Annotated in this window: 12 protein-coding genes; 5 read left to right on the top strand and 7 right to left on the bottom strand. The window is 38.7% G+C overall.

The features are described 5' to 3' along the window. The first annotated feature begins 74 nt into the window (after positions 1 to 74). Positions 75 to 1,400, top strand: coding sequence for a GGDEF domain-containing protein (locus C0W29_RS01330; RefSeq protein WP_045045036.1), 1,326 nt, complete (start codon positions 75 to 77; stop codon positions 1,398 to 1,400). 65 nt (positions 1,401 to 1,465) lie between these two features. Here C0W29_RS01330 and C0W29_RS01325 read toward each other — a convergent pair whose 3' ends face one another. Both C0W29_RS01325 and C0W29_RS01320 read right to left on the bottom strand, forming a co-directional pair. Continuing rightward, entirely contained in the window at positions 1,466 to 2,884 is a 1,419-nt protein-coding gene (locus tag C0W29_RS01325; RefSeq protein WP_045041934.1) for a basic amino acid/polyamine antiporter, read from the bottom strand. Positions 2,885 to 3,084: 200 nt separating this feature from the next. Beyond that, positions 3,085 to 3,555, bottom strand: a complete 471-nt coding sequence (locus C0W29_RS01320) for a cell division inhibitor SulA (RefSeq protein ID WP_045041935.1) — start codon at positions 3,553 to 3,555, stop codon at positions 3,085 to 3,087. A 467-nt stretch (positions 3,556 to 4,022) separates the two neighbouring features. On the opposite strand from C0W29_RS01320, the gene C0W29_RS01315 reads away from it, so the two are divergent. Beyond that, positions 4,023 to 4,379: a MerR family transcriptional regulator gene (locus C0W29_RS01315; RefSeq protein ID WP_045045037.1), complete on the top strand. Its 357-nt coding sequence runs from the start codon at positions 4,023 to 4,025 to the stop codon at positions 4,377 to 4,379. A gap of 57 nt (positions 4,380 to 4,436) precedes the next feature. Next, positions 4,437 to 4,814 (top strand): carboxymuconolactone decarboxylase family protein, encoded by a 378-nt coding sequence (locus C0W29_RS01310; protein WP_036794429.1) that lies wholly within the window; start codon positions 4,437 to 4,439, stop codon positions 4,812 to 4,814. 72 nt (positions 4,815 to 4,886) lie between these two features. On the opposite strand, the gene C0W29_RS01305 is transcribed toward C0W29_RS01310, so the two are convergent. Continuing rightward, entirely contained in the window at positions 4,887 to 6,482 is a 1,596-nt protein-coding gene (locus tag C0W29_RS01305; RefSeq protein WP_036794431.1) for an AbgT family transporter, read from the bottom strand. A 1,086-nt stretch (positions 6,483 to 7,568) separates the two neighbouring features. Here C0W29_RS01305 and C0W29_RS21595 point away from each other — a divergent pair. After that, the gene (locus tag C0W29_RS21595) at positions 7,569 to 15,728 is read left to right on the top strand and encodes a retention module-containing protein (RefSeq protein ID WP_158260007.1); all 8,160 of its coding nucleotides are present in this window, start codon (positions 7,569 to 7,571) and stop codon (positions 15,726 to 15,728) included. A gap of 360 nt (positions 15,729 to 16,088) precedes the next feature. Further along, a complete protein-coding gene (locus C0W29_RS01295) occupies positions 16,089 to 16,445 on the top strand; it encodes a hypothetical protein (protein ID WP_045043872.1) in 357 nt (118 codons plus the stop codon). Between the two features lie 128 nt (positions 16,446 to 16,573). Here the strand turns inward: C0W29_RS01295 and C0W29_RS01290 are convergent, their stop codons facing one another. The 4 genes from C0W29_RS01290 to C0W29_RS01275 all read right to left on the bottom strand — a co-directional run bounded on the left by C0W29_RS01290 (position 16,574) and on the right by C0W29_RS01275 (position 20,761). After that, the gene (locus C0W29_RS01290; RefSeq protein WP_045043873.1) at positions 16,574 to 17,146 is read right to left on the bottom strand and encodes a DUF2913 family protein; all 573 of its coding nucleotides are present in this window, start codon (positions 17,144 to 17,146) and stop codon (positions 16,574 to 16,576) included. 216 nt (positions 17,147 to 17,362) lie between these two features. Further along, positions 17,363 to 18,256 carry a protein translocase subunit SecF gene (gene secF, locus C0W29_RS01285; protein ID WP_036794441.1) on the bottom strand — a complete coding sequence of 298 codons (894 nt, stop codon included), beginning with the start codon at positions 18,254 to 18,256 and terminating at the stop codon, positions 17,363 to 17,365. Between the two features lie 11 nt (positions 18,257 to 18,267). Further along, a complete protein-coding gene (gene secD, locus C0W29_RS01280; RefSeq protein ID WP_045045745.1) occupies positions 18,268 to 20,082 on the bottom strand; it encodes a protein translocase subunit SecD in 1,815 nt (604 codons plus the stop codon). Position 20,083: 1 nt separating this feature from the next. Beyond that, positions 20,084 to 20,761 (bottom strand): DedA family protein, encoded by a 678-nt coding sequence (locus tag C0W29_RS01275; RefSeq protein WP_036794444.1) that lies wholly within the window; start codon positions 20,759 to 20,761, stop codon positions 20,084 to 20,086. Between the last annotated feature and the right edge of the window lie 9 nt (positions 20,762 to 20,770).

Raw genomic sequence — 20,770 nt, 5'->3', positions numbered from 1 at the left:
TCTGATAGTTTGTCGCACGTAAATGCTGTCTTTTACTTTATTTTTCGTAAGTGTTAATGTTTTTCGAGGTATTTATGACGGGGTTAAATAAATGGCTTCGATCAATTGTCTTATTTTTAGTCTGTTTTACAATTGCGGCATATGGGTGGTTTATTCTTGGTGGTGCTAAGAAAGAATATATTGTTACTCCTAAAAATAGTGAATATAAAATCATCGATGATTCAGCTCAAAATGGAGCTACAACAGCAACATTAGATATTCGTAAGCATGGTGCATTATTAGAGTGTAATATTGTTAATAAGGCAAAGTGGCCATTTTGTGAAATTGCTATTTCATTAACCGACTCTATTGAAGAAGGCATTGACTTAAGCTCTTACCATTCAGTTGGAATTGATATTGATTATACCAGCCCAATTGAAGACGAACGAGTACGTGTCTATTTACGTAACTTTGATTCAAATTATGCAAATGTTGACGATCCAGTTTCATTGAAGTTTAACGCTATTGAATATTCACCGGGCGTTGATGTTGGATTACAAATTTTTCCATTACGGACCTTTCAAGTTTTATCGTGGTGGATAGCCGAAAATAATATATCAGTAGAGAAATCGAGTCGACAATTTGACAATATTTCTATTATTGAAATTGCGACAGGCAGTTACGTTAAAGAATCTTATTATGCTATTCGATTAAATCGGTTGGTATTTTATGGTGACTGGATAAGTGAATCTATTTTAGTAAAGTCATTGTTATTATTGTGGGTGGTTACTGCTGTTATTCTTATTATCATTGAGCGTTTTATTCTTTATAACAAAATGAAAAATACAGAAGAACGTAGCCAACGTTTACGAGATGCGAATAAATTACTGTATAACAAAAGTTTAAAATTTGAACATTTAGCTTGTACAGATCCTTTAACACGAATACGTAATCGACATTCTATTGATGAATGGTTAGAGGAAATAACGATTCAAACTAGGCTTAATAATTTACCTTTTTCGATGATTTTTATAGATATTGATCATTTTAAAACAGTTAATGATACTTATGGCCATAGCTTTGGTGATGAGGTGTTAATTAAATTTGCAGCAACAGTTGAAACGTTAATACGCCGTTCTGATGTATTTGCTCGTTGGGGTGGAGAGGAGTTCGTTATTTTCTGTCCTGAAACCAATATGAGTGCAGCAGTTGAAATTGCAGAGGCTATTCAGGCTAGTATTGCGAATAAAGCTTGGAATTTTGATCGAGAATTTAATCTAACATGTAGTTTTGGTATTGCTGAATTAGTGGATGAGACCTGTGAAGATCTGATTAGGCGTGCCGATTTAGCATTATTAAAGGCGAAGAAAATGGGCCGTAATCGAATTGAAATAACTTGGGAACATCAACAGCTTAAATAATATCATAATAAAAAGCCGTGTATTACTTGACGTAAATACACGGCTTTTGAGTTTAAATATAAAGATTAACTTTCTAGGGTAATATGCCCAGTCACAACCATATAGATAGCAAATATAGATAATAGAATTAATAAGAGCACAAAAATACGTTCCTTACCGACGAAGTAAGGCTGATTTAACTCTTTTTTGGCTTTGATGAAGAAATAAAGACCTGGTAAGTATAATAAAGATGCTAATAATAAGTGGCTTAAGCCTGAAGCATAAAGTAACCAAATGCCATAAATTGTTGAGCCTGCACCAATAAATAACAACATACCACGATTTTTATTTTTGATGGCAAGTTTAAGCGTATAAGCAGCAACAAGAAAATAGGGTACTAAAATCATTTCTGAAGCAATAATCAATAGTGAGTTATAAGTACCGCCAGCATAGATAACTGCAAATAATGAAATTTGAATACAAATGATAGTTAGGTTAAGCGCTTTAATTGATGTGCCCGCGCTATTCTCTTTGGCATAAGATTTTGGAAACATATTATTTTGCGCAGCAAGTAATGGTGCTTCTGTTGCTAATACTGTCCAGCTTAAAAATGCACCGCTTACCGAAACTAATAAACCACAACCAATAATAATTGAACCCCATGGGCCAAGAATATGCTCGAGTACAAGTGCCATTGATGGATTGTGGAGTTTAGCTAATTCAGGTGTAGAAATGACACCCATAGAAAGTAGTGTTACGAATACGTAAATGGTGAGTGCAGTAAGTAAGCCTAGAATTGTTGCTCGACCAATGTCGCGGCGGTTACGTGCGCGTGATGAAACGATAACAGCGCCTTCAACACCAATAAAGACCCATACAGTAATAAGCATGGTACTTTTAACTTGGCTTAGTAGGTCATGCTGAGCACCAAATTGAACACCTGTAAAATCAAATGTAAATGTATGCCATTTAAATGCTACTAATGCACAGAAAATAAATAATACTAGTGGGATTAACTTAGCGACAGTAGTGATAGCATTAATGGTTGCTGCTGTTTGTACACCACGTCTTACAGATGCATATACAAGCCATAACAAAATAGAAGCACCGACAATCGATTGCCAAGTATTACCCATACCAAAAATGACATGTCCAGGTTTATCAAAGAACATCCCTAAGGTACTGAATACAATTACTAGGTATGAAACATTAGCAAGCATTGCGCTGAGCCAGTAACCCCAAGCGGAACAAAAACCAATAAAGTCACCAAAACCTGCTTGTGCGTAACCAAAAACACCACTGTTAATGTTTGGCTTTAGTAATGATAGAACTTGAAAAGACATAGCAAGGAAGATCATGCCTACACCAGTAATAGTCCAGCCGATCATGACTGCTGCGGGGCTAGCAACAGCTGCCATATTTTGTGGCAGACTAAAAACCCCCGCTCCAATCATTGAGCCGATTACAAATGCAGTTAATGCACCAAATCCGAGCTTATTATCCATTCTGAAACCTAGTATTTAATTTTGAATTTCCTCGATTATATGGATTTTCATTATGCGTAAAAGCTATTTTTTAAATTTTTAATAATTAAAAAAACATATTTTCAAATAAATATATATTTTCTGTTTCCATTTCATTATTAACTTTATGCAATATTCCAGTGATTGCAACTAAATAGTAACATTGGTGGTTGTAAATTAACTCAATGGAACGTTAATTGTGCTTTAACATTTTGATTTAGTACAAAAGCTAGTGTTTTACCGTGTTCCGCTGCCATTGTGATAATTGGGGTGTTAAATGATTCAATTTCACCAGCAACGATAACTGCTGAACAGTTCCCCATTTCTAAAGCTTTTGCCATTAGTAAATGTTTGCTTTGGTTTTTAGTATTTCGAAGTAATAGCACTTTATTAATATCAATGCCTGCATTAATTAATAAACGTTTATCTAATAATGCATCTTGACCGATAAACATTATCCAACGATTTTCTTCATTAGCTTGTTTTAGAAGGCGTAAAAAATACGCTAATTGTACTTGTTGTTGTTCGCTATAGCTCACTTCAATAGGTACTGCCATTGACGGAGACTCAAAAACATTTGAGCAAGAGCCAAACGTTGCTTTATAAACTTCAGAAGCAGTAATAAATTCTTGAGCCTGCATTAGTGCTTTCATGGTGCCATCTCCGACAGTGGTTATATATACATGCTGTATGTACATACAGTAGTTTTATTCGAGTGTAGATGCAAGTGTTATTTATCTGTATTTTCTAATATCGACTAGAAATCCCCCAAGAGTAATGCGGTAACCATTTTAAATTAAGCTTCTGTTTTATAGTGTTATTTTTGTTTTTTTTTCGTTGTTTTAATCTGTGATTTTCCGGTGAATGATAAAAAATAATAAATTTACGTTGCAAATATATGAGTCATCTCACGTAAAAATATACAGTAGTTTTACTGGGTATTTGTCTGTCGCTTTAAGCGATGAGTATAAATTAGTCTTAGTGCTATGATCGATTCAGAGGTGGGCGGTGATGAGTGCACCAGAAGGAGTTGATAAAGATGATATTTCGATATGGTGATTGTATATCGAAGTATATGATGGTTATTAGAGCATGAGTAAATATTCCAGAAGGTAGAATCATGAACATGAGAGAGTTTTCTAGTTTGGTGGGGTTATCACCTCATACTCTTAGGTATTATGAAAAAATAGGTTTACTGAAAAATGTTCAAAGGAATAGCAGCGGTCATCGAGCATATACATCTAAAGATCTAACATGGATTATCTTTGTGAAGCGCTTAAAAGAGACGGCTATGCCTCTTGATAATATATTGGTGTATGCGAGATTAAGAGAACTCGGTTCGGAATCGTTATCTCAGCGTCAAAAGTTATTAGAGCTGCATCAAGAAACCTTAAAAGTTCATATAGCGCAGCAGGAAAAACATATGGCTGCATTAGAAGAGAAAATCAATCTCTATAAATGTGGGAAAGTCCGTTGACTTAGAGTTAACTCTAACTTGTATGATATTCCGAATTAGCCAATAAGGAATATTACAATGAATAAATCTCGCTTTGAAAATGGTCTAGAACTACTTACAAGTATTGATGGTGAAGCTGGACATAAAGTCCTTGAAAGTTTGCAGGATATTTGTCCTGATTTAGCTAAATACACCATTGAATATCCTTTTGGTGATATTTATGCTCGCTCAGGGTTAGATCTAAAATCGAGAGAAATTGCAACAGTTGCCGCATTAACAGTTTTAGGGAATTGTGTTTCCCAACTTAAAGTTCACTTAAATGCTGCGCTAAATGTAGGATGTTGTGAAGAAGAAATAAAAGAAGTCATACTCCAAATGTCAATCTATGCCGGTTTTCCTGCGGCTTTAAATGGTATGTTTGCTTTTAAAGAAGTACTCGTTGATAGAGCTGTATAATGAAAAAAGCCCTCATAGGAGGGCTTTCTGTGTTTGATTATCGTGTTGTTTGGATACTTAAATAAAGCACCATTAACCAGCAACGTTATAGTAAGTTGCAGCACCTGGACCTACAGGGATACCAAGTATAAATACCCACACATAAAACATGATGCTCCAGCCAATCATAAAGACGATTGAGTATGGCAGCATGATTGAAATCAGTGTACCAAGACCAAGATTTTTATGGTAACGGGTAGCGACTGCTAAGATCATACCAAAGTAACTCATCATAGGCGTAATGATATTAGTGACAGAGTCCCCGATTCGGTAAGCAGCTTGAATGGTTTCTGGTGCATAACCCACGAGCATTAGCATGGGTACAAAGATAGGTGCAGTAATAGCCCATTGTGCCGATGCTGAGCCTATCATTAAGTTAATAAAGCCACACATTAAGATAAAGGCAAAGAATAAGGCAGGGCCAGTCAATCCGATTGATTGTAATAAATCAGCTCCGCCAACCGCAAAAACCTGACCAAAGTTTGTCCACTTAAAGAAAGCAACAAATTGTGCGGCAAAGAAAACCAGTACAATATAGACACCCATTGATGACATTGACAATGACATTGCATTGATTACATCGCGGTCATTCTTCATGGTGCCAACGATTTTACCGTAGACAAACCCAGGAATGGCGAAGAATACAAAGATAAACGCCACAATGCCTTTTAAGAAAGGTGATCCAGCGACTAAACCTGTCTGAGGGTTACGTAGAACGCCGTCAGCGGGAACAATAGTGAGAGCGAGTAGTGCTGAAACAACGAGAACAGCAAGACCAGCGGCTTTAAGACCTTTCTTTTCAAGATCTGTTAATGTACCCATCTTATCGTGGCTAAGATCATCACTCGCTAAGTGACTATCGTATTTTCCCAGTTTTGGTTCTACAATTTTTTCAGTAACAAATGCACCCATGATGGTAATGGCAAATGTTGAGGCAAACATAAAGTACCAGTTAACTTCTGGTCCGACAGTGTAATTAGGATCAATCATCTGTGCTGCTGTCTCGGTAATACCAGACAGTAGTGGATCGACAGTGCCTAGCAATAGGTTGGCACTGTAACCTCCTGAGACTCCAGCAAATGCAGCAGCTAAGCCGGCTAGAGGATGGCGTCCTAATGAATGGAACAGCATTGCAGCAAGAGGGATTAATACTACGTAGCCTAATTCTGCAGCTGTATTTGAGATAATACCTGAGAAGATGACAACGACTGTAACCATGCGACGTGATGCTCCCATCACTAAACCACGCATTGCTGATGATAACAGCCCTGAATGTTCAGCAATAGCAACACCTAACATGGCAACAAGAACGGTACCAAGTGGAGCAAATCCAGTGAAGTTGCTTACAAGGTTGGCCACGATTAACTGTAGACCTTCGGCATTGAGTAGACTGATGACATGAATAATACCATCAGCTGAGCGACCGGCTGCTCCTTCTGGGCGTGGATCTATAACAGATACCCCAAAATAACCTGCAATACCGGAAGAGATTAAAATTGCCACACAAAAAAGTGCAAAAAGAGTGATTGGGTGGGGCAATAGGTTTCCGAGCCATTCAACAGTATCAAGAAAACGTGTAAAGAGTGTTTTCCTTGGCAGTTGTGTCTGCTTTAAATCTGGTGAATACATGATGAACTCCATTATCATATTGATCCCGTCAATGGGATCTTTGTGATTGGATGCTATCTCACCGCTGCTAAGTAAGGAAAAAGTTAATTGTGACTAAATGTTATCGCACTTGATGATATCTATAACTTATTGATAAGTTGGTGTTTATTTGTTTTTTGAATTGGGTTTATATTAGATGTTGTTGCTTTTTATTGTTCAATTGTTAGTTTGTTGTATTGCTTTGATGTTGTTTTATGATTTTATTCTCTACTAATAAGTGCAATTGAAGAAGGTTAGCCATTAATTCATATAATTTAATCGATAATTGGTTATTACAAGAGAAAATAGTCTTAATTGATGCTTTTTGGTGATAAATACAAGAAATAGATGTTTTTTGTTTTAAGTATTTCATCATGGTGTTGTAATTAATTTTTTCTATTAAAGGATCTGATAGTATTAAAAGACTAGTTATATATTGAGAGTTTTAGTTTTTTATTCAGTAGCCATAAGCAGTCTAACTGAGTAAATATGCCAAGTAATAGTCGTTGTTCCATTCAAAATTGTTTTGTCAGCTTTGTTTGTAGATTATATATAGTAGTAACTGATGGTGACTATCCACTGGTTGTATCATCATTTTTAGAGGCGTTTATTAACTGACATTTACTTTGAAGTTTATTGCAGGGGTTTTTATTGAAAGTATCTTAGTAATTACTGCGTTAGTATTAGTATGGTTAGATACTTAACACTGACCAATAAGTGAGTTACTTTTGTTTAATAAATTCCCTTTTTGTTATTTGTAATGGCTTTAAAGTTTTCAATAGATAATTAAGCGTAGAGCCTTTGTATATAATAATCGCTATTAAGGAAGGAGTAATACCTTGCAACTAACGGTTGAAATATTATTCAAAGCGGTGGAATTTATAAATTATTACATATCAATGTGTTGTTCTGAAAAAAATTGATAATAATCTCTTAGAGCGTTGACGTATAGTTGTTTTTTCTATTTAATTCTCTTTTAGAATATACCGCGTCAATAATGCGTTATCGCAATAATTTAAATAGTGATGAGATAAATATTATCCATTACATATCAGAGGTTGGATGTTTATGGCTGAAATTAAAAATGATAATATTAGTGAGTTAAAGATTATTAATGGTACATGTTTTGTTATTAAAAATAACAAAGAGATTATATCTATTAATAGTAACCACCAACTCCAATCTGATGAAATTATTGTAGCTAATAGTAATACTAAAATTATTTTTGTTAAGGATGGTATTGAGCAAGTTATTGAACAACCTGTACCTACTTGTTCTACTGTATCTCTTAATGGGATAAAAACGGTCGATTTAAATAATAGTATTCATTTCAATGAACAAGGTATTAAAAATGCAAATTTTTCTGCCGATGATATTAGTACTATTCATAACATTATTTTAGCAGGACAGGATCCAACTAAGTTATTTGAAGCAACTGCAATGGGTAATGAATTCGCTCCTAGAGCAGGACATGAGGGGAATCAGAGTTCTTCTTCTGCCCAAAGTTTTGTAGGTATTGATTACGATAATGACGCGTTATTAGCAAAGGCTGGTTTTGATACTGCTTATGAGCCAGAGATAAAAAAGGACCATATTGACGAAAGTAGTCGGATTGATCACTCTGAATTATCAGCTGATATTCATATAGTCTCAATTGCTGGCGATGATTTTATTAATGATGCAGAGTCACACACAAAAGTGCCAGTTACAGGTACGGTAGGTGGTGATGTAAAAGCGGGCGATACGGTTACTGTTTCTGTAGACGGTAAAGAGATTGGTCAGGCGACAGTGGAAAGTCATAACGGTAAACTGACGTGGACCGCAGAGGTTGACGGCAGTGTGTTGTCTAATGCTAACAAAGACAGTGTAACTGCTACCGTAACAACCACTGATGAAGCAGGTCATAGCGCTACAGCAACAAATAATCATACTTATCAAATTGATACTGACATTACCGCCCACATTTATATTGCGTCTGTTGCAACCGATGATAACGTCACCGGCCCTGACTCAGAGCATACTCAGTCTATTATTGGTACGGTCAGTGGTGATGTAAAAGCGGGTGACATTGTCACTGTGACGCTGGATGGTCAGCAGTTAGGCACCGCAGAAGTGCAAGCGGATAAATCATGGCGCTTGTCTGTTGATGGCAAGACATTATTAGATGCCAAAGCCGATAACGTCACAGCAACCGTGACAGCGACAGATGCTGCGGGTAACAGTCAAACAGCAACGGATCAACACGATTACAGTGTTAATGTTACTGCGACCATTGATATTGATCCTATCACGGGTGATAACCACATTACTCAGCAAGAAGGTCATCAGCAGAATATTACCATCACAGGTACTGTGGGCGGCCAAGTTCAAGAAGGTGATATCGTCAAGGTCACTCTGGGTGATCACCATTATGAAACTAAAGTTGAAGCGGGTAACAAGTGGTCAGTGAATGTCACGGGCAGTGATGTACTGCACGCAGATGAAGCTACCGCAACCGTCACTACCTCATACAGTTCTCATAATAAAACCGTAAGCAGCGATGAAAACTATCAGGTTGAAATCAACGCGGGTGTGACCATTGATCATATCGGTGGTGATGATGTGATCAACAGTGCAGAGTCACACACAAAAGTGCCTGTTACCGGTACAGTAGGTGGTGATGTAAAAGCGGGCGATACGGTTACTGTTTCTGTAGACGGTAAAGAGATTGGTCATGCGACAGTAGAAAGTCACAACGGCAAACTGACGTGGACCGCAGAGGTTGACGGCAGTGCGTTGTCGAGTGCTAACAAAGACAGTGTTACCGCCACCGTAACGACGAAAGATGAAGCTGGTCACAGTGCAACGGCGACAGATAATCACGATTATCAAGTTGATACCACTATTCATGCTGATATCACGATCACTTCGATTGCCACCGATGATAACGTCACAGGCCCTGACTCAGAGCATACTCAGGCTATTATTGGTACGGTCAGTGGTGATGTAAAAGCGGGTGACATTGTCACTGTGACGCTGGATGGTCAGCAGCTAGGCACCGCAGAAGTGCAAGCGGATAAATCATGGCGCTTGTCTGTTGATGGCAAGACATTATTAGATGCCAAAGCTGATAACGTCACTGCAACCGTGACAGCGACAGATGCTGCGGGTAACAGTCAAACAGCAACGGATCAACACGATTACAGTGTTAATGTTACTGCGACCATTGATATTGATCCTATCACGGGTGATAACCATATTACTCAGCAAGAAGGTCATCAGCAGAATATTACCATCACAGGTACTGTGGGCGGTCAGGTTCAAGAAGGTGATATCGTCAAGGTCACTCTGGGTGATCACCATTATGAAACCAAAGTTGAAGCGGGTAACAAGTGGTCAGTGAATGTCACGGGCAGTGATGTACTGCACGCCCATGAAGCTACCGCAACCGTCACTACGTCATACAGTTCTCATAATAAAACCGTAAGCAGCGATGAAAACTATCAGGTTGAAATCAACGCGGGTGTGACCATTGATCATATCGGTGGTGATGATGTGATCAACAGTGCAGAGTCACACACAAAAGTGCCTGTTACCGGTACGGTAGGTGGCGATGTAAAAGCGGGCGATACGGTTACTGTTTCTGTTGACGGTAAAGAGATTGGTCATGCGACAGTAGAAAGTCACAACGGTAAACTGACGTGGACCGCAGAGGTTGACGGCAGTGTGTTGTCGAATGCTAACAAAGACAGTGTTACCGCCACCGTAACGACGAAAGATGAAGCTGGTCACAGTGCAACGGCGACAGATAATCACGATTATCAAGTTGATACTGAGATTACGGCTCATATCACGATCACTTCGATTGCCACCGATGATAACGTCACCGGCCCTGACTCAGAGCATACTCAGGCTATTATTGGTACGGTCAGTGGTGATGTAAAAGCGGGTGATATTGTCACTGTGACGCTGGATGGTCAGCAGTTAGGCACCGCAGAAGTGCAAGCGGATAAGTCATGGAGTTTGTCTGTTGATGGCAAGATATTATTAGATGCCAAAGCCGATAACGTCACAGCATCTGTGGCGATAACCGATGCTGCAGGTAATCACGCCAGTGATACAGATATGCATAACTACACTGTTGATGTTAGTGCGACCATTGATATTGATCCTATCACTGGTGATAACATCATTACTCAGCAAGAAGGTCATCAGCAGAATATTACCATCACAGGTACTGTGGGCGGCCAAGTACAAGTTGGCGATCAGGTTGTGGTTACCGTTAATGGTACTGACTACAACACCAAAGTTGAAGCGGGTAATAAGTGGTCAGTGAATGTCACGGGCAGTGATGTACTGCACGCAGATGAAGCTACTGCAACCGTCACTACCTCATACAGTTCTCATAATGCCACTGCAAGCAGTGATGAAAATTATCAGGTTGAAATCAACGCGGATGTGACTATTGATAGCATCGGTGGTGATAATGTGATCAACAATGCAGAGTCACACACAAAAGTACCAGTTACCGGTACCGTGGGTGGTGATGTAAAAGCGGGTGATACGGTTACTGTTTCTGTAGACGGTAAAGAGATTGGTCAGGCGACAGTGGAAAGTCATAACGGTAAACTGACGTGGACCGCAGAGGTTGACGGCAGTGTGTTGTCGAGTGCTAACAAAGACAGTGTTACCGCCACCGTAACGACGAAAGATGAAGCTGATCACAGTGCAACGGCGACAGATAATCACGATTATCAAGTTGATACTGAGATTACGGCTCATATCACGATCACTTCGATTGCCACCGATGATAACGTCACCGGCCCTGACTCAGAGCATACTCAGGCTATTATTGGTACGGTCAGTGGTGATGTAAAAGCGGGTGACATTGTTACTGTGACGCTGGATGGTCAGCAGTTAGGCACCGCAGAAGTGCAAGCGGATAAGTCATGGCATTTGTCTGTTGATGGCAAGACATTATTAGATGCCAAAGCCGATAACGTGACAGCATCTGTGGCGATAACCGATGCTGCAGGTAATCACGCCAGTGATACAGATACACATAATTACACTGTTGATGTTAGTGCGACCATTGATATTGATCCTATCACTGGCGATAACATCATTACTCAGCAAGAAGGTCATCAGCAGAATATTACCATCACAGGTACTGTGGGCGGTCAGGTTCAAGAAGGTGATATCGTCAAGGTCACTCTCGGTGGGCACCATTATGAAACCAAAGTTGAAGCGGGTAATAAGTGGTCAGTGAATGTCACGGGCAGTGATGTACTGCACGCCCATGAAGCTACCGCAACCGTCACTACCTCATACAGTTCTCATAATGCCACTGCAAGCAGTGATGAAAATTATCAGGTTGAAATCAACGCGGATGTGACTATTGATAGCATCGGTGGTGATAATGTGATCAACAATGCAGAGTCACACACAAAAGTACCAGTTACCGGTACCGTGGGTGGTGATGTAAAAGCGGGTGATACGGTTACTGTTTCTGTAGACGGTAAAGAGATTGGTCAGGCGACAGTGGAAAGTCATAACGGTAAACTGACGTGGACCGCAGAGGTTGACGGCAGTGTGTTGTCGAGTGCTAACAAAGACAGTGTTACCGCCACCGTAACGACGAAAGATGAAGCTGATCACAGTGCAACGGCGACAGATAATCACGATTATCAAGTTGATACTGAGATTACGGCTCATATCACGATCACTTCGATTGCAACGGATGATAACATCACCGGCCCTGACTCAGAGCATACTCAGGCTATTATTGGTACGGTCAGTGGTGATGTAAAAGCGGGTGATATTGTCACTGTGACGCTGGATGGTCAGCAGTTAGGCACCGCAGAAGTGCAAGCGGATAAGTCATGGAGTTTGTCTGTTGATGGCAAGATATTATTAGATGCCAAAGCCGATAACGTCACAGCATCTGTGGCGATAACCGATGCTGCAGGTAATCACGCCAGTGATACAGATACGCATAACTACACTGTTGATGTTAGTGCGACCATTGATATTGATCCTATCACTGGCGATAACCACATTACTCAGCAAGAAGGTCATCAGCAGAATATTACCATCACAGGTACTGTGGGCGGTCAGGTTCAAGAAGGTGATATCGTCAAGGTCACTCTAGGTGGGCACCATTATGAAACCAAAGTTGAAGCGGGTAACAAGTGGTCAGTGAATGTCACGGGCAGTGATGTACTGCACGCAGATGAAGCTACTGCAACCGTCACTACCTCATACAGTTCTCATAATGCCACTGCAAGCAGTGATGAAAATTATCAGGTTGAAATCAACGCGGGTGTGACTATTGATAGCATCGGTGGTGATGATGTGATCAACAATGCAGAGTCACACACAAAAGTGCCAGTTACCGGTACAGTAGGTGGTGATGTAAAAGCGGGTGATACGGTTACTGTTTCTGTAGACGGTAAAGAGATTGGTCAGGCGACAGTGGAAAGTCATAACGGTAAACTGACGTGGACCGCAGAGGTTGACGGCAGTGTGTTGTCGAGTGCTAACAAAGACAGTGTTACCGCCACCGTAACGACGAAAGATGAAGCTGATCACAGTGCAACGGCGACAGATAATCACGATTATCAAGTTGATACCACTATTCATGCTGATATCACGATCACTTCGATTGCCACCGATGATAACGTTACTGGTCCTGACTCAGAGCATACTCAGGCGATTATTGGTACGGTCAGTGGTGATGTAAAAGCGGGTGATATTGTTACTGTGACGCTGGATGGTCAGCAGTTAGGCACCGCAGAAGTGCAAGCGGATAAGTCATGGAGTTTGTCTGTTGATGGCAAGACATTATTAGATGCCAAAGCCGATAATGTCACAGCAACCGTGACAGCGACAGATGCTGCGGGTAACAGTCAAACAGCAACGGATCATCACGATTACAGTGTTAATGTTACTGCGACCATTGATATTGATCCTATCACTGGCGATAACATCATTACTCAGCAAGAAGGTCACCAAAAGAGTATTGATATTACTGGTACAGTAGGTGGACAAGCACGTGCAGGGGATGTTGTTACATTAACAATTAATAATACAAATTATGTTACTCATGTTAATAAAGATCTGAGTTGGAGTGTTGCGGTAGCTGGGACGAATGTTCTGCACGCAGATCAAGCTGTAGCAAGCGTTACGACATCTTATAGTTCTCATAATGCGACAGTAGAAACGAATGAACCATATAAAGTAGATATTGGCGCATTAGTGACTATTGATTCTATTGCTGAAGATAATATTGTTACTCAAGCAGAAGGTAAGAGTTCGGTAGCAATTAAAGGTTCTGTTGGTGGTGATGTAAAAGATGGCGATACTGTAACATTAACCATCGATGGCCAGCATTTTACTGGCGAAGCAAAAGATGGACACTACCAGATTAATGTTGATGGCAATGCTTTATTAAAAGACAGTGATCGTATTGTAGATGCGTCAGTAACAACTACTGATGGTGCTAGCCATACAGCGTCAGATACAGCCGAACAAAGTTATCAGATTGATGGTTCTGTTATTCAAGGTGATAATGGTGACAACATAATTAATGGTACGGTTGGTAGTGATTTATTAATTGGTGATCTTGTACCTGTAGAAGTGGAACCAAAGCCAACTAACGTAAATTTTGTTATCGATACATCAGGTAGTATGTATTTTGGCCGTTTATTAACATTAGACGCAGTACATGGACATAAAGCCGATTCATATCGAATATATGTTAGTGATAATTCAGAATTAACTGCCGCAGATGGTACTCGTATCGCCAGTACTCAAGGTTGGGTAACTGTAACGTATGATCAACTTAAAGCGGGCTTACAATATGATGCTGGTAATTATGATGACATCTATATTAAATCAGCAGATGGTCAAGATTTTAGTAATCCGTTTTTATCGTTACCTTCAATATTTGATATGACAAAGCAGGCATATGAGACGTTAACAAATAGTATTCTTGATAGTACTGATAATAAAAGTTTATTAGAGTTTAATATTGTGACATTCAGTAATTCTGTTCAGGGAAATGAATCGTTTCATTATGATGCAAAAACACATGAATATGTGAATAGTAAAAATGTATCAATAGATACTTATATTAGCAGTCTTCATGCTGGCGGTGGTACTCAATTTGAAGGTGCCTTAAAAGATGCAAGCGCACATATTACTGATAGCACAAAAAGAAATATTATTTACTTTTTAAGTGACGGTAAAGATGAGGATTCTTTTCATCCAAATGGAATACATTTTTTACCCAATACAGAAATAGTTTCTATTGCTGTTGGTCCTTCTGGTGATGGAAAACAAGTCAATGAAATTGCTCAAATGGGTTCTGGGTATGATCATAATGATCCGACAGCACCAAGCTATTCTAAAGTTATTACTAACGCGAATGAATTAAATGATGCCTTCCATAACATAGGTCAGCATTTTGTCCCTGGAAGTGACACTATCACTGGTAGTGATGATAATGATGTGCTCGTTGGTGACGCTTTAAATATTCAGTGGATGTATGACGATAAAATTCTTGATAGTAAATTTCAACATGACCACGGTAAAGATCAACCCGCTGACCAGCTTAAGCAGTATTTAGCTGATGAACACCATAATGGTGACGTCAGTAAGGTTCTTACCTCAGATCTAAACCACTTTGTTGCTGACCATTTAGAAAAGTTTGGTAATAATGAATATGGCGGTAATGATAATCTAAATGGCGGTAAGGGTGATGATATTCTAATTGGTGATGGTGGTAATGATCACCTTATCGGTGGGTTGGGTAATGATATCTTAACTGGTGGCAGTGGTAATGACTGGTTAGATGGTGGTCTTGGTAGTGATATCTTGATGGGGGGAACAGGTAAAGATGTATTTAGTTGGAGTCAAGATTCATTAGCTGCTAAAGATTCGACTAATAATCAACCTATTGACCATATTAAGGATTTTTCAGTTGGTGAAGATAAAATAGATTTGACTGATATTCTTGATAATAGTAATAAAACAACAATAGATGATTTGTTAAAGCACGTTTCAGCTGAGATTAAAGACGTCGATCATGACAATAAAATGGATGTACAGCTGTCGATTCATAACGCTGATGATTCGATGCATACACTCGTTGTATTGGATAACTTTGCTGCTCATTCAGATTTAACGGGTATTACAACCTCAAATGATATTATTCAGCATTTATTTAATGATCATGTATTTAAATAATAGGGTTCTGTCATAAGAGGAGCTAAGTTTGCATATAAAGGCTGAATTGTTACAGATGTTTTAATTCATGATGTAACAGTTATTTTTAGGCTCTGTGATTTAGATGTCACAGAGTCTAATATTTTCATTAATGGTATTAGTCGAACCTGATTAGAATCTTAGATGGTTTTGTTTTTTAATTAAACTGTTGATTTTATTTGTTTTCTGTGTGTTATCTTTGACAAGGTGTTACTTTAATTTTACTGTGAAATTGGAACATTGTTATCGGTTATTTTATGGAAAATAATAAATAGAATTTAGCTGTCATCGCTTGGTCGTTAAGTCGATATAATAAAAAAAACAGTTAAATAAGGTGATAACATGTTAAATAATTCAATGATTGCATTGATGGTTAATTTTATTGATCTACAATCAGACCAAAACATTATTCCAGCTAGAAAATATATTACAGCTGATAGCTTATCTTATTTACCGTGTGTTGGTGATGTTTTGACTGCTGAAATTGATATTGATACTCAATTACCAGTATCTCTTGCAATTAATGATGCTCAATTTTTTAATGGCAGTCATGAGCAGCCACAAATACCAGCCAAATGTTATGTAGTAAAACAAATAGCAAAAAAACTAATGGTTAATGACGCATGTGATAATATTGATTATCTATTAGAAGAAGTGTCTTTTGTTGCAGCAAGAGATGTTTTTTTAGCAAACCAATAAAGTAATTATGTCTACTATCAATAAGGTAATGGCTTTTCTTATCATTATTAATTTGAAATATTCATTACCAATGAGTAAGTCAGAAGGGCTAACTCATTGGTATTGTTAAGTTACAAGGATGTTTAACTTTAGAGTCTAAAGAGCTCAACGCGAAGGTGAATTTCATCTTCATATGCAATTACAGATTGGAAATACCCACTTTGATCAATTGCAGCAGAAAAAATATCTTTATGCTCAATACTGCCAATAAATAAAATCTGAGTTGATTTAATCATCAGCCCATCATCATCAAAACTTGATGTTAAATCTTCATCGACTACACATACCAACACTTTACCAAAGCGTGCTTTAAGATTGATATTATGCGCTAACGAATATTGCACTTTGGTATGTAGTTGCGACTCGACGTCTTCAATAAGCTCAACAAAACGGTAAAGATCCGTTGAACTGGTTTGCAGAATACGTTCTCGATCATTATTAAGTATAGATTCTAGGTTGGCACCTGCTTTTCTACCGCGTAATAACCAGCTTTTAGTCGATTTTTTAACTGTACGGTATCTATTATCTTTTAGGATGTGCTTTAGATACTGAACAAGTAGGTTATTTTGTTCTATTTGTGTTAGTCGTTTATCAAGTTTTTTAAACTCTAGATGTAGTAGAGCGTTAGTACTTATATCAAGTAATTGTTGAGACTGATTCATTGGTGTACCGAGTTGGAGCGGGTTAGATAATAATATCATACTATTACTGGCGTAAGATAATAGTTAATACGTTAATTATAAATTGCAGAATTTAGCGTAATAATTTTTATATTAAGTGACATTACTCCAATAATTTTTTTGTATTTTTGAGTCAATGACAGCGAAGAATTAGAAAGGGATAATAATATTATCCCTTTGTCGTAGACATTACGTTGGTTAAGGTAATTCGTCGATTAAATCAGGTTTAGGTTGATAATGCTGAGGGTGTAATCCAAGCAACTCTTGAACTGTTGATGCAATCGTGACTGATGACCATGTACCCGTTACCACGCCTGCAAATAAAGTAATAGAGAATCCATAAAGCGCTTCGCCACCTAATAAAAGTAAACAACCAATTGTAAACAATGTCGTACCTGCGGTGATTAAAGTTCGAGTAAAAGTTGCTGATACTGCAATATCCGTACTAGTGAAGATATTAGTATCAGGCTTTGCTCGTAATACATCACGTAAACGATCAGCAATAACTATTGAATCATTAAGTGAGTAGCCAATAACGGCTAATAAGCCTGCAACCACATTAAGATCCATCTCTACTTCTAGAAAAGCCAATAAACCAAGAGTTATAATTGTATCGTGAATAAGCGATGCAATGGCTGCTAATGATAAACGCCATTCAAAACGTATGGTTAAATAAAGCATGATAGAAAGTGATGCAACCAGCAGAGCTAACCCACCTTGATGATAAAGTTCCTCGCCAACTTGTGGGCCAATAACGGTTGCCTGTAGTAAATTAACCGGAAGGTTTAGCTGTTGAGCTAATAGGCTAATGATTTGTTGAGGATCCGTAATGGTTGATTTTGCAGGCAAAGCTAGTTGCCAAATCCCTTGCGCTGCATCTGCCGTTATCGTAGCCCATGAACCAGAGAGTTGTGCTTGAAGTTCTGCCGCTGTTGCTAAGGTTTGTATAGAGACATCAATAATAATTCCACCCGTAAAATCGATTCCCAATTTTAGTCCGTAGTGGCTAATACTTAAAATACTGGCAGTAACGAGTAGTAATGAGCAGCCAAGACCGAAATAACGTAATTGTGTTAATGTACGAAATAGCATAATTATTATCCTTAAATCTTGATGGCACGACGATTATCGCGGCCCCATAATGGGTTGATGATGGCACGTGTTCCCCATATGCCGCAGACCATGCTAGAAATTAAGCCTAAAATCAGTGTGGTAGCAAAGCCTTGTAATGGCCCAGATCCAATACTGTAAAGACAAATAGCAGAAATTAATGTGGTTATATTCGCATCAAAAATTGTTGTAAATGCGGAGCGATAGCCAAAATCAATGGATGTTGCTAATGATGCTCCTTCACGTAATCGGTCTCGAATACGTTCAAAAATAAGCACATTAGTATCGACGGCCATACCTACAGTTAGCACTAAACCTGCAATACCAGGTAAGGTTAATACAGCACCAGGTAAGAGTACCAACAGACCAATTTGCATGATTAGATTCGCGGATAATCCGACAATAGCGACCCAGCCAAAACGTCGATACCAGCAGATTAAAAAGATAGCCATACCAGCCATACCTAATGCTAATGCACTGAATCCAGCTCGAATATTTTCAGCACCTAATGTTGGTCCTATGGCGCGTTCTTCAACAATTTGAATTGGGGCAGTTAAAGCTCCTGAACGTAACAGTAGGGCAATTTCTTGCGCTTCTGTAATAGTGTCTATACCTGTTATACGAAAGCTATTACCTAACGTACTTTGAATCGTTGCAACATTAATAACTTGATCATGAGGAACTAATTTATTGATATTATTTAGTTTATATTCGGTATAAACAGTAGCCATAGGTTGGCCAATATGTTGACGGCTAAATGTTGTCATTTTATCGCCACCGATACCATCAAGACGAATGTCAACTTGTGGTCGCCCCATTTCATCATTGCTACTGTTGGCATTAATGATGTGATCACCTGAAAGTACAGCTTGGCGAACTAGCCGTACAGGGACATCATTTCGGTCAAGAATAGTGAGTGCGCCGGCAGCATTTGCTTCATAAAAGGCTAATGACGCTGTAGCACCTATTACTGACTTTGCTTGCTTAGGATCATGTACGCCAGGTAATTCAATTCGAATATGATCACGACCTTGACGTTGAACACTAGCTTCAACAATGCCTAATTCACCAATACGATTGCGTAAAATGGACATATTTTGTGCCATAGCTGATTGGGCTAAAGAAAGACGCTCATCATCAGTTATTGCTAGTTTTATTTGATTGCCATTATCAATAAGTTGCCATTGATGGGTATAAGTTTGTAACAACGTTTGTATGCTGTGATTAAGATCAGAAGTATTAGTATTAATTACTATATTGGTTGACGCAGTTTTACGAACAGTAATACCACGTAGTTTATCTTCACGTAATGTACGCCGTATTTCATTAACCATTGCATCTGTGTGTTTTGTATATACAGCATCCAGATCAACAAAAAGTAATAATTGCACCCCCCCGCGTAAATCGAGTCCAAGTTTTACAGGGTCTGCCCCAAAAGTAGCAAACCAAGCGGGTGCTGCGGATTGATATTGCACTGTAATATCCGCTTTTGTTGCGATGGCATCTGTTAATGCTAATTTTGCACGTTGTTGGTTATCAATATCCTCAAATGTAACAATGATAGTGCCATCATTTATAGCAACATCAACCGTCGGAATATATTCAGCTGCTAAAATGCTTTTGATATTAGTTAAAGAGACGTGCTCTCCTTTTTTAGGGTGTATGCCTAGTGCGGGAATATCACCGTAAAAGGTTGGGATTGCTTGTAGAAATAAGCTAATTAGCATCAGTAATAAAAGCGCATATTTCCACTTACTGAGTCGGTTTAGTGGTGCTATTCGATTCTTTTTATTCGATATTATCGTCATCTTACATATCCTTATGTAGTGGATTTATCACGAGTATTGTTTTATTTAAACGCCAAATAATGGCAGTTATAAGAGCAATACCTAAGGTTACAAAAGGTGCAATCATTAACCCAATAGTCACGATACGATTAAATGGATCGGGAAGAATAGGTAATAGCCACCCAAGCCCAGAAAGAATTCCCACCCATAAACAAGCACTTATCCATGAGAAATAATGAAATTGTGCTATTTTTTGTGATCGAATTCCCATCATCATTGGGAGAACAGAGCGTACACAAGGAATAAAACGTGCTGCAAAGAGGGCAATTAGGCCATGCCGAATTAATAAAGTGTCAGCCGTATCGAGACCTTTTTGAGGAACTTTATTTAGCCATGAGGTAGCCAGAGGCAGTTTATTCAGCCATTGCCCTTGTAAATAGGCGAGCCAACTACCAAATGATGCTGCTAAAATGAGCAGTGGAAAGATGATTAGTGGATGTAGTACACCAATAGCAGTGAGCGTTCCAACCAAAACGACAATACTGTCACAAGGTAGAGGGGCTGCTGGCAAAAAAGCACTTTCTAATAAAATAAACAGCGTGACGATAATATAAATTACAATGGCGCTACCCGGCGTGAGTAGTGCATCAAAATCCTGACGCCAAAGGGCAACCAGTATTTCCTGGATTGTTTCAAACATAGTTTTCTC

It is taken from the genome of Photobacterium kishitanii, from assembly GCF_003026355.1.
GTDB lineage: Bacteria > Pseudomonadota > Gammaproteobacteria > Enterobacterales > Vibrionaceae > Photobacterium > Photobacterium kishitanii.
The sequence above is the reverse complement of the archived record's forward strand: the minus strand, read 5'-3'. Positions and strand labels throughout refer to the sequence as shown.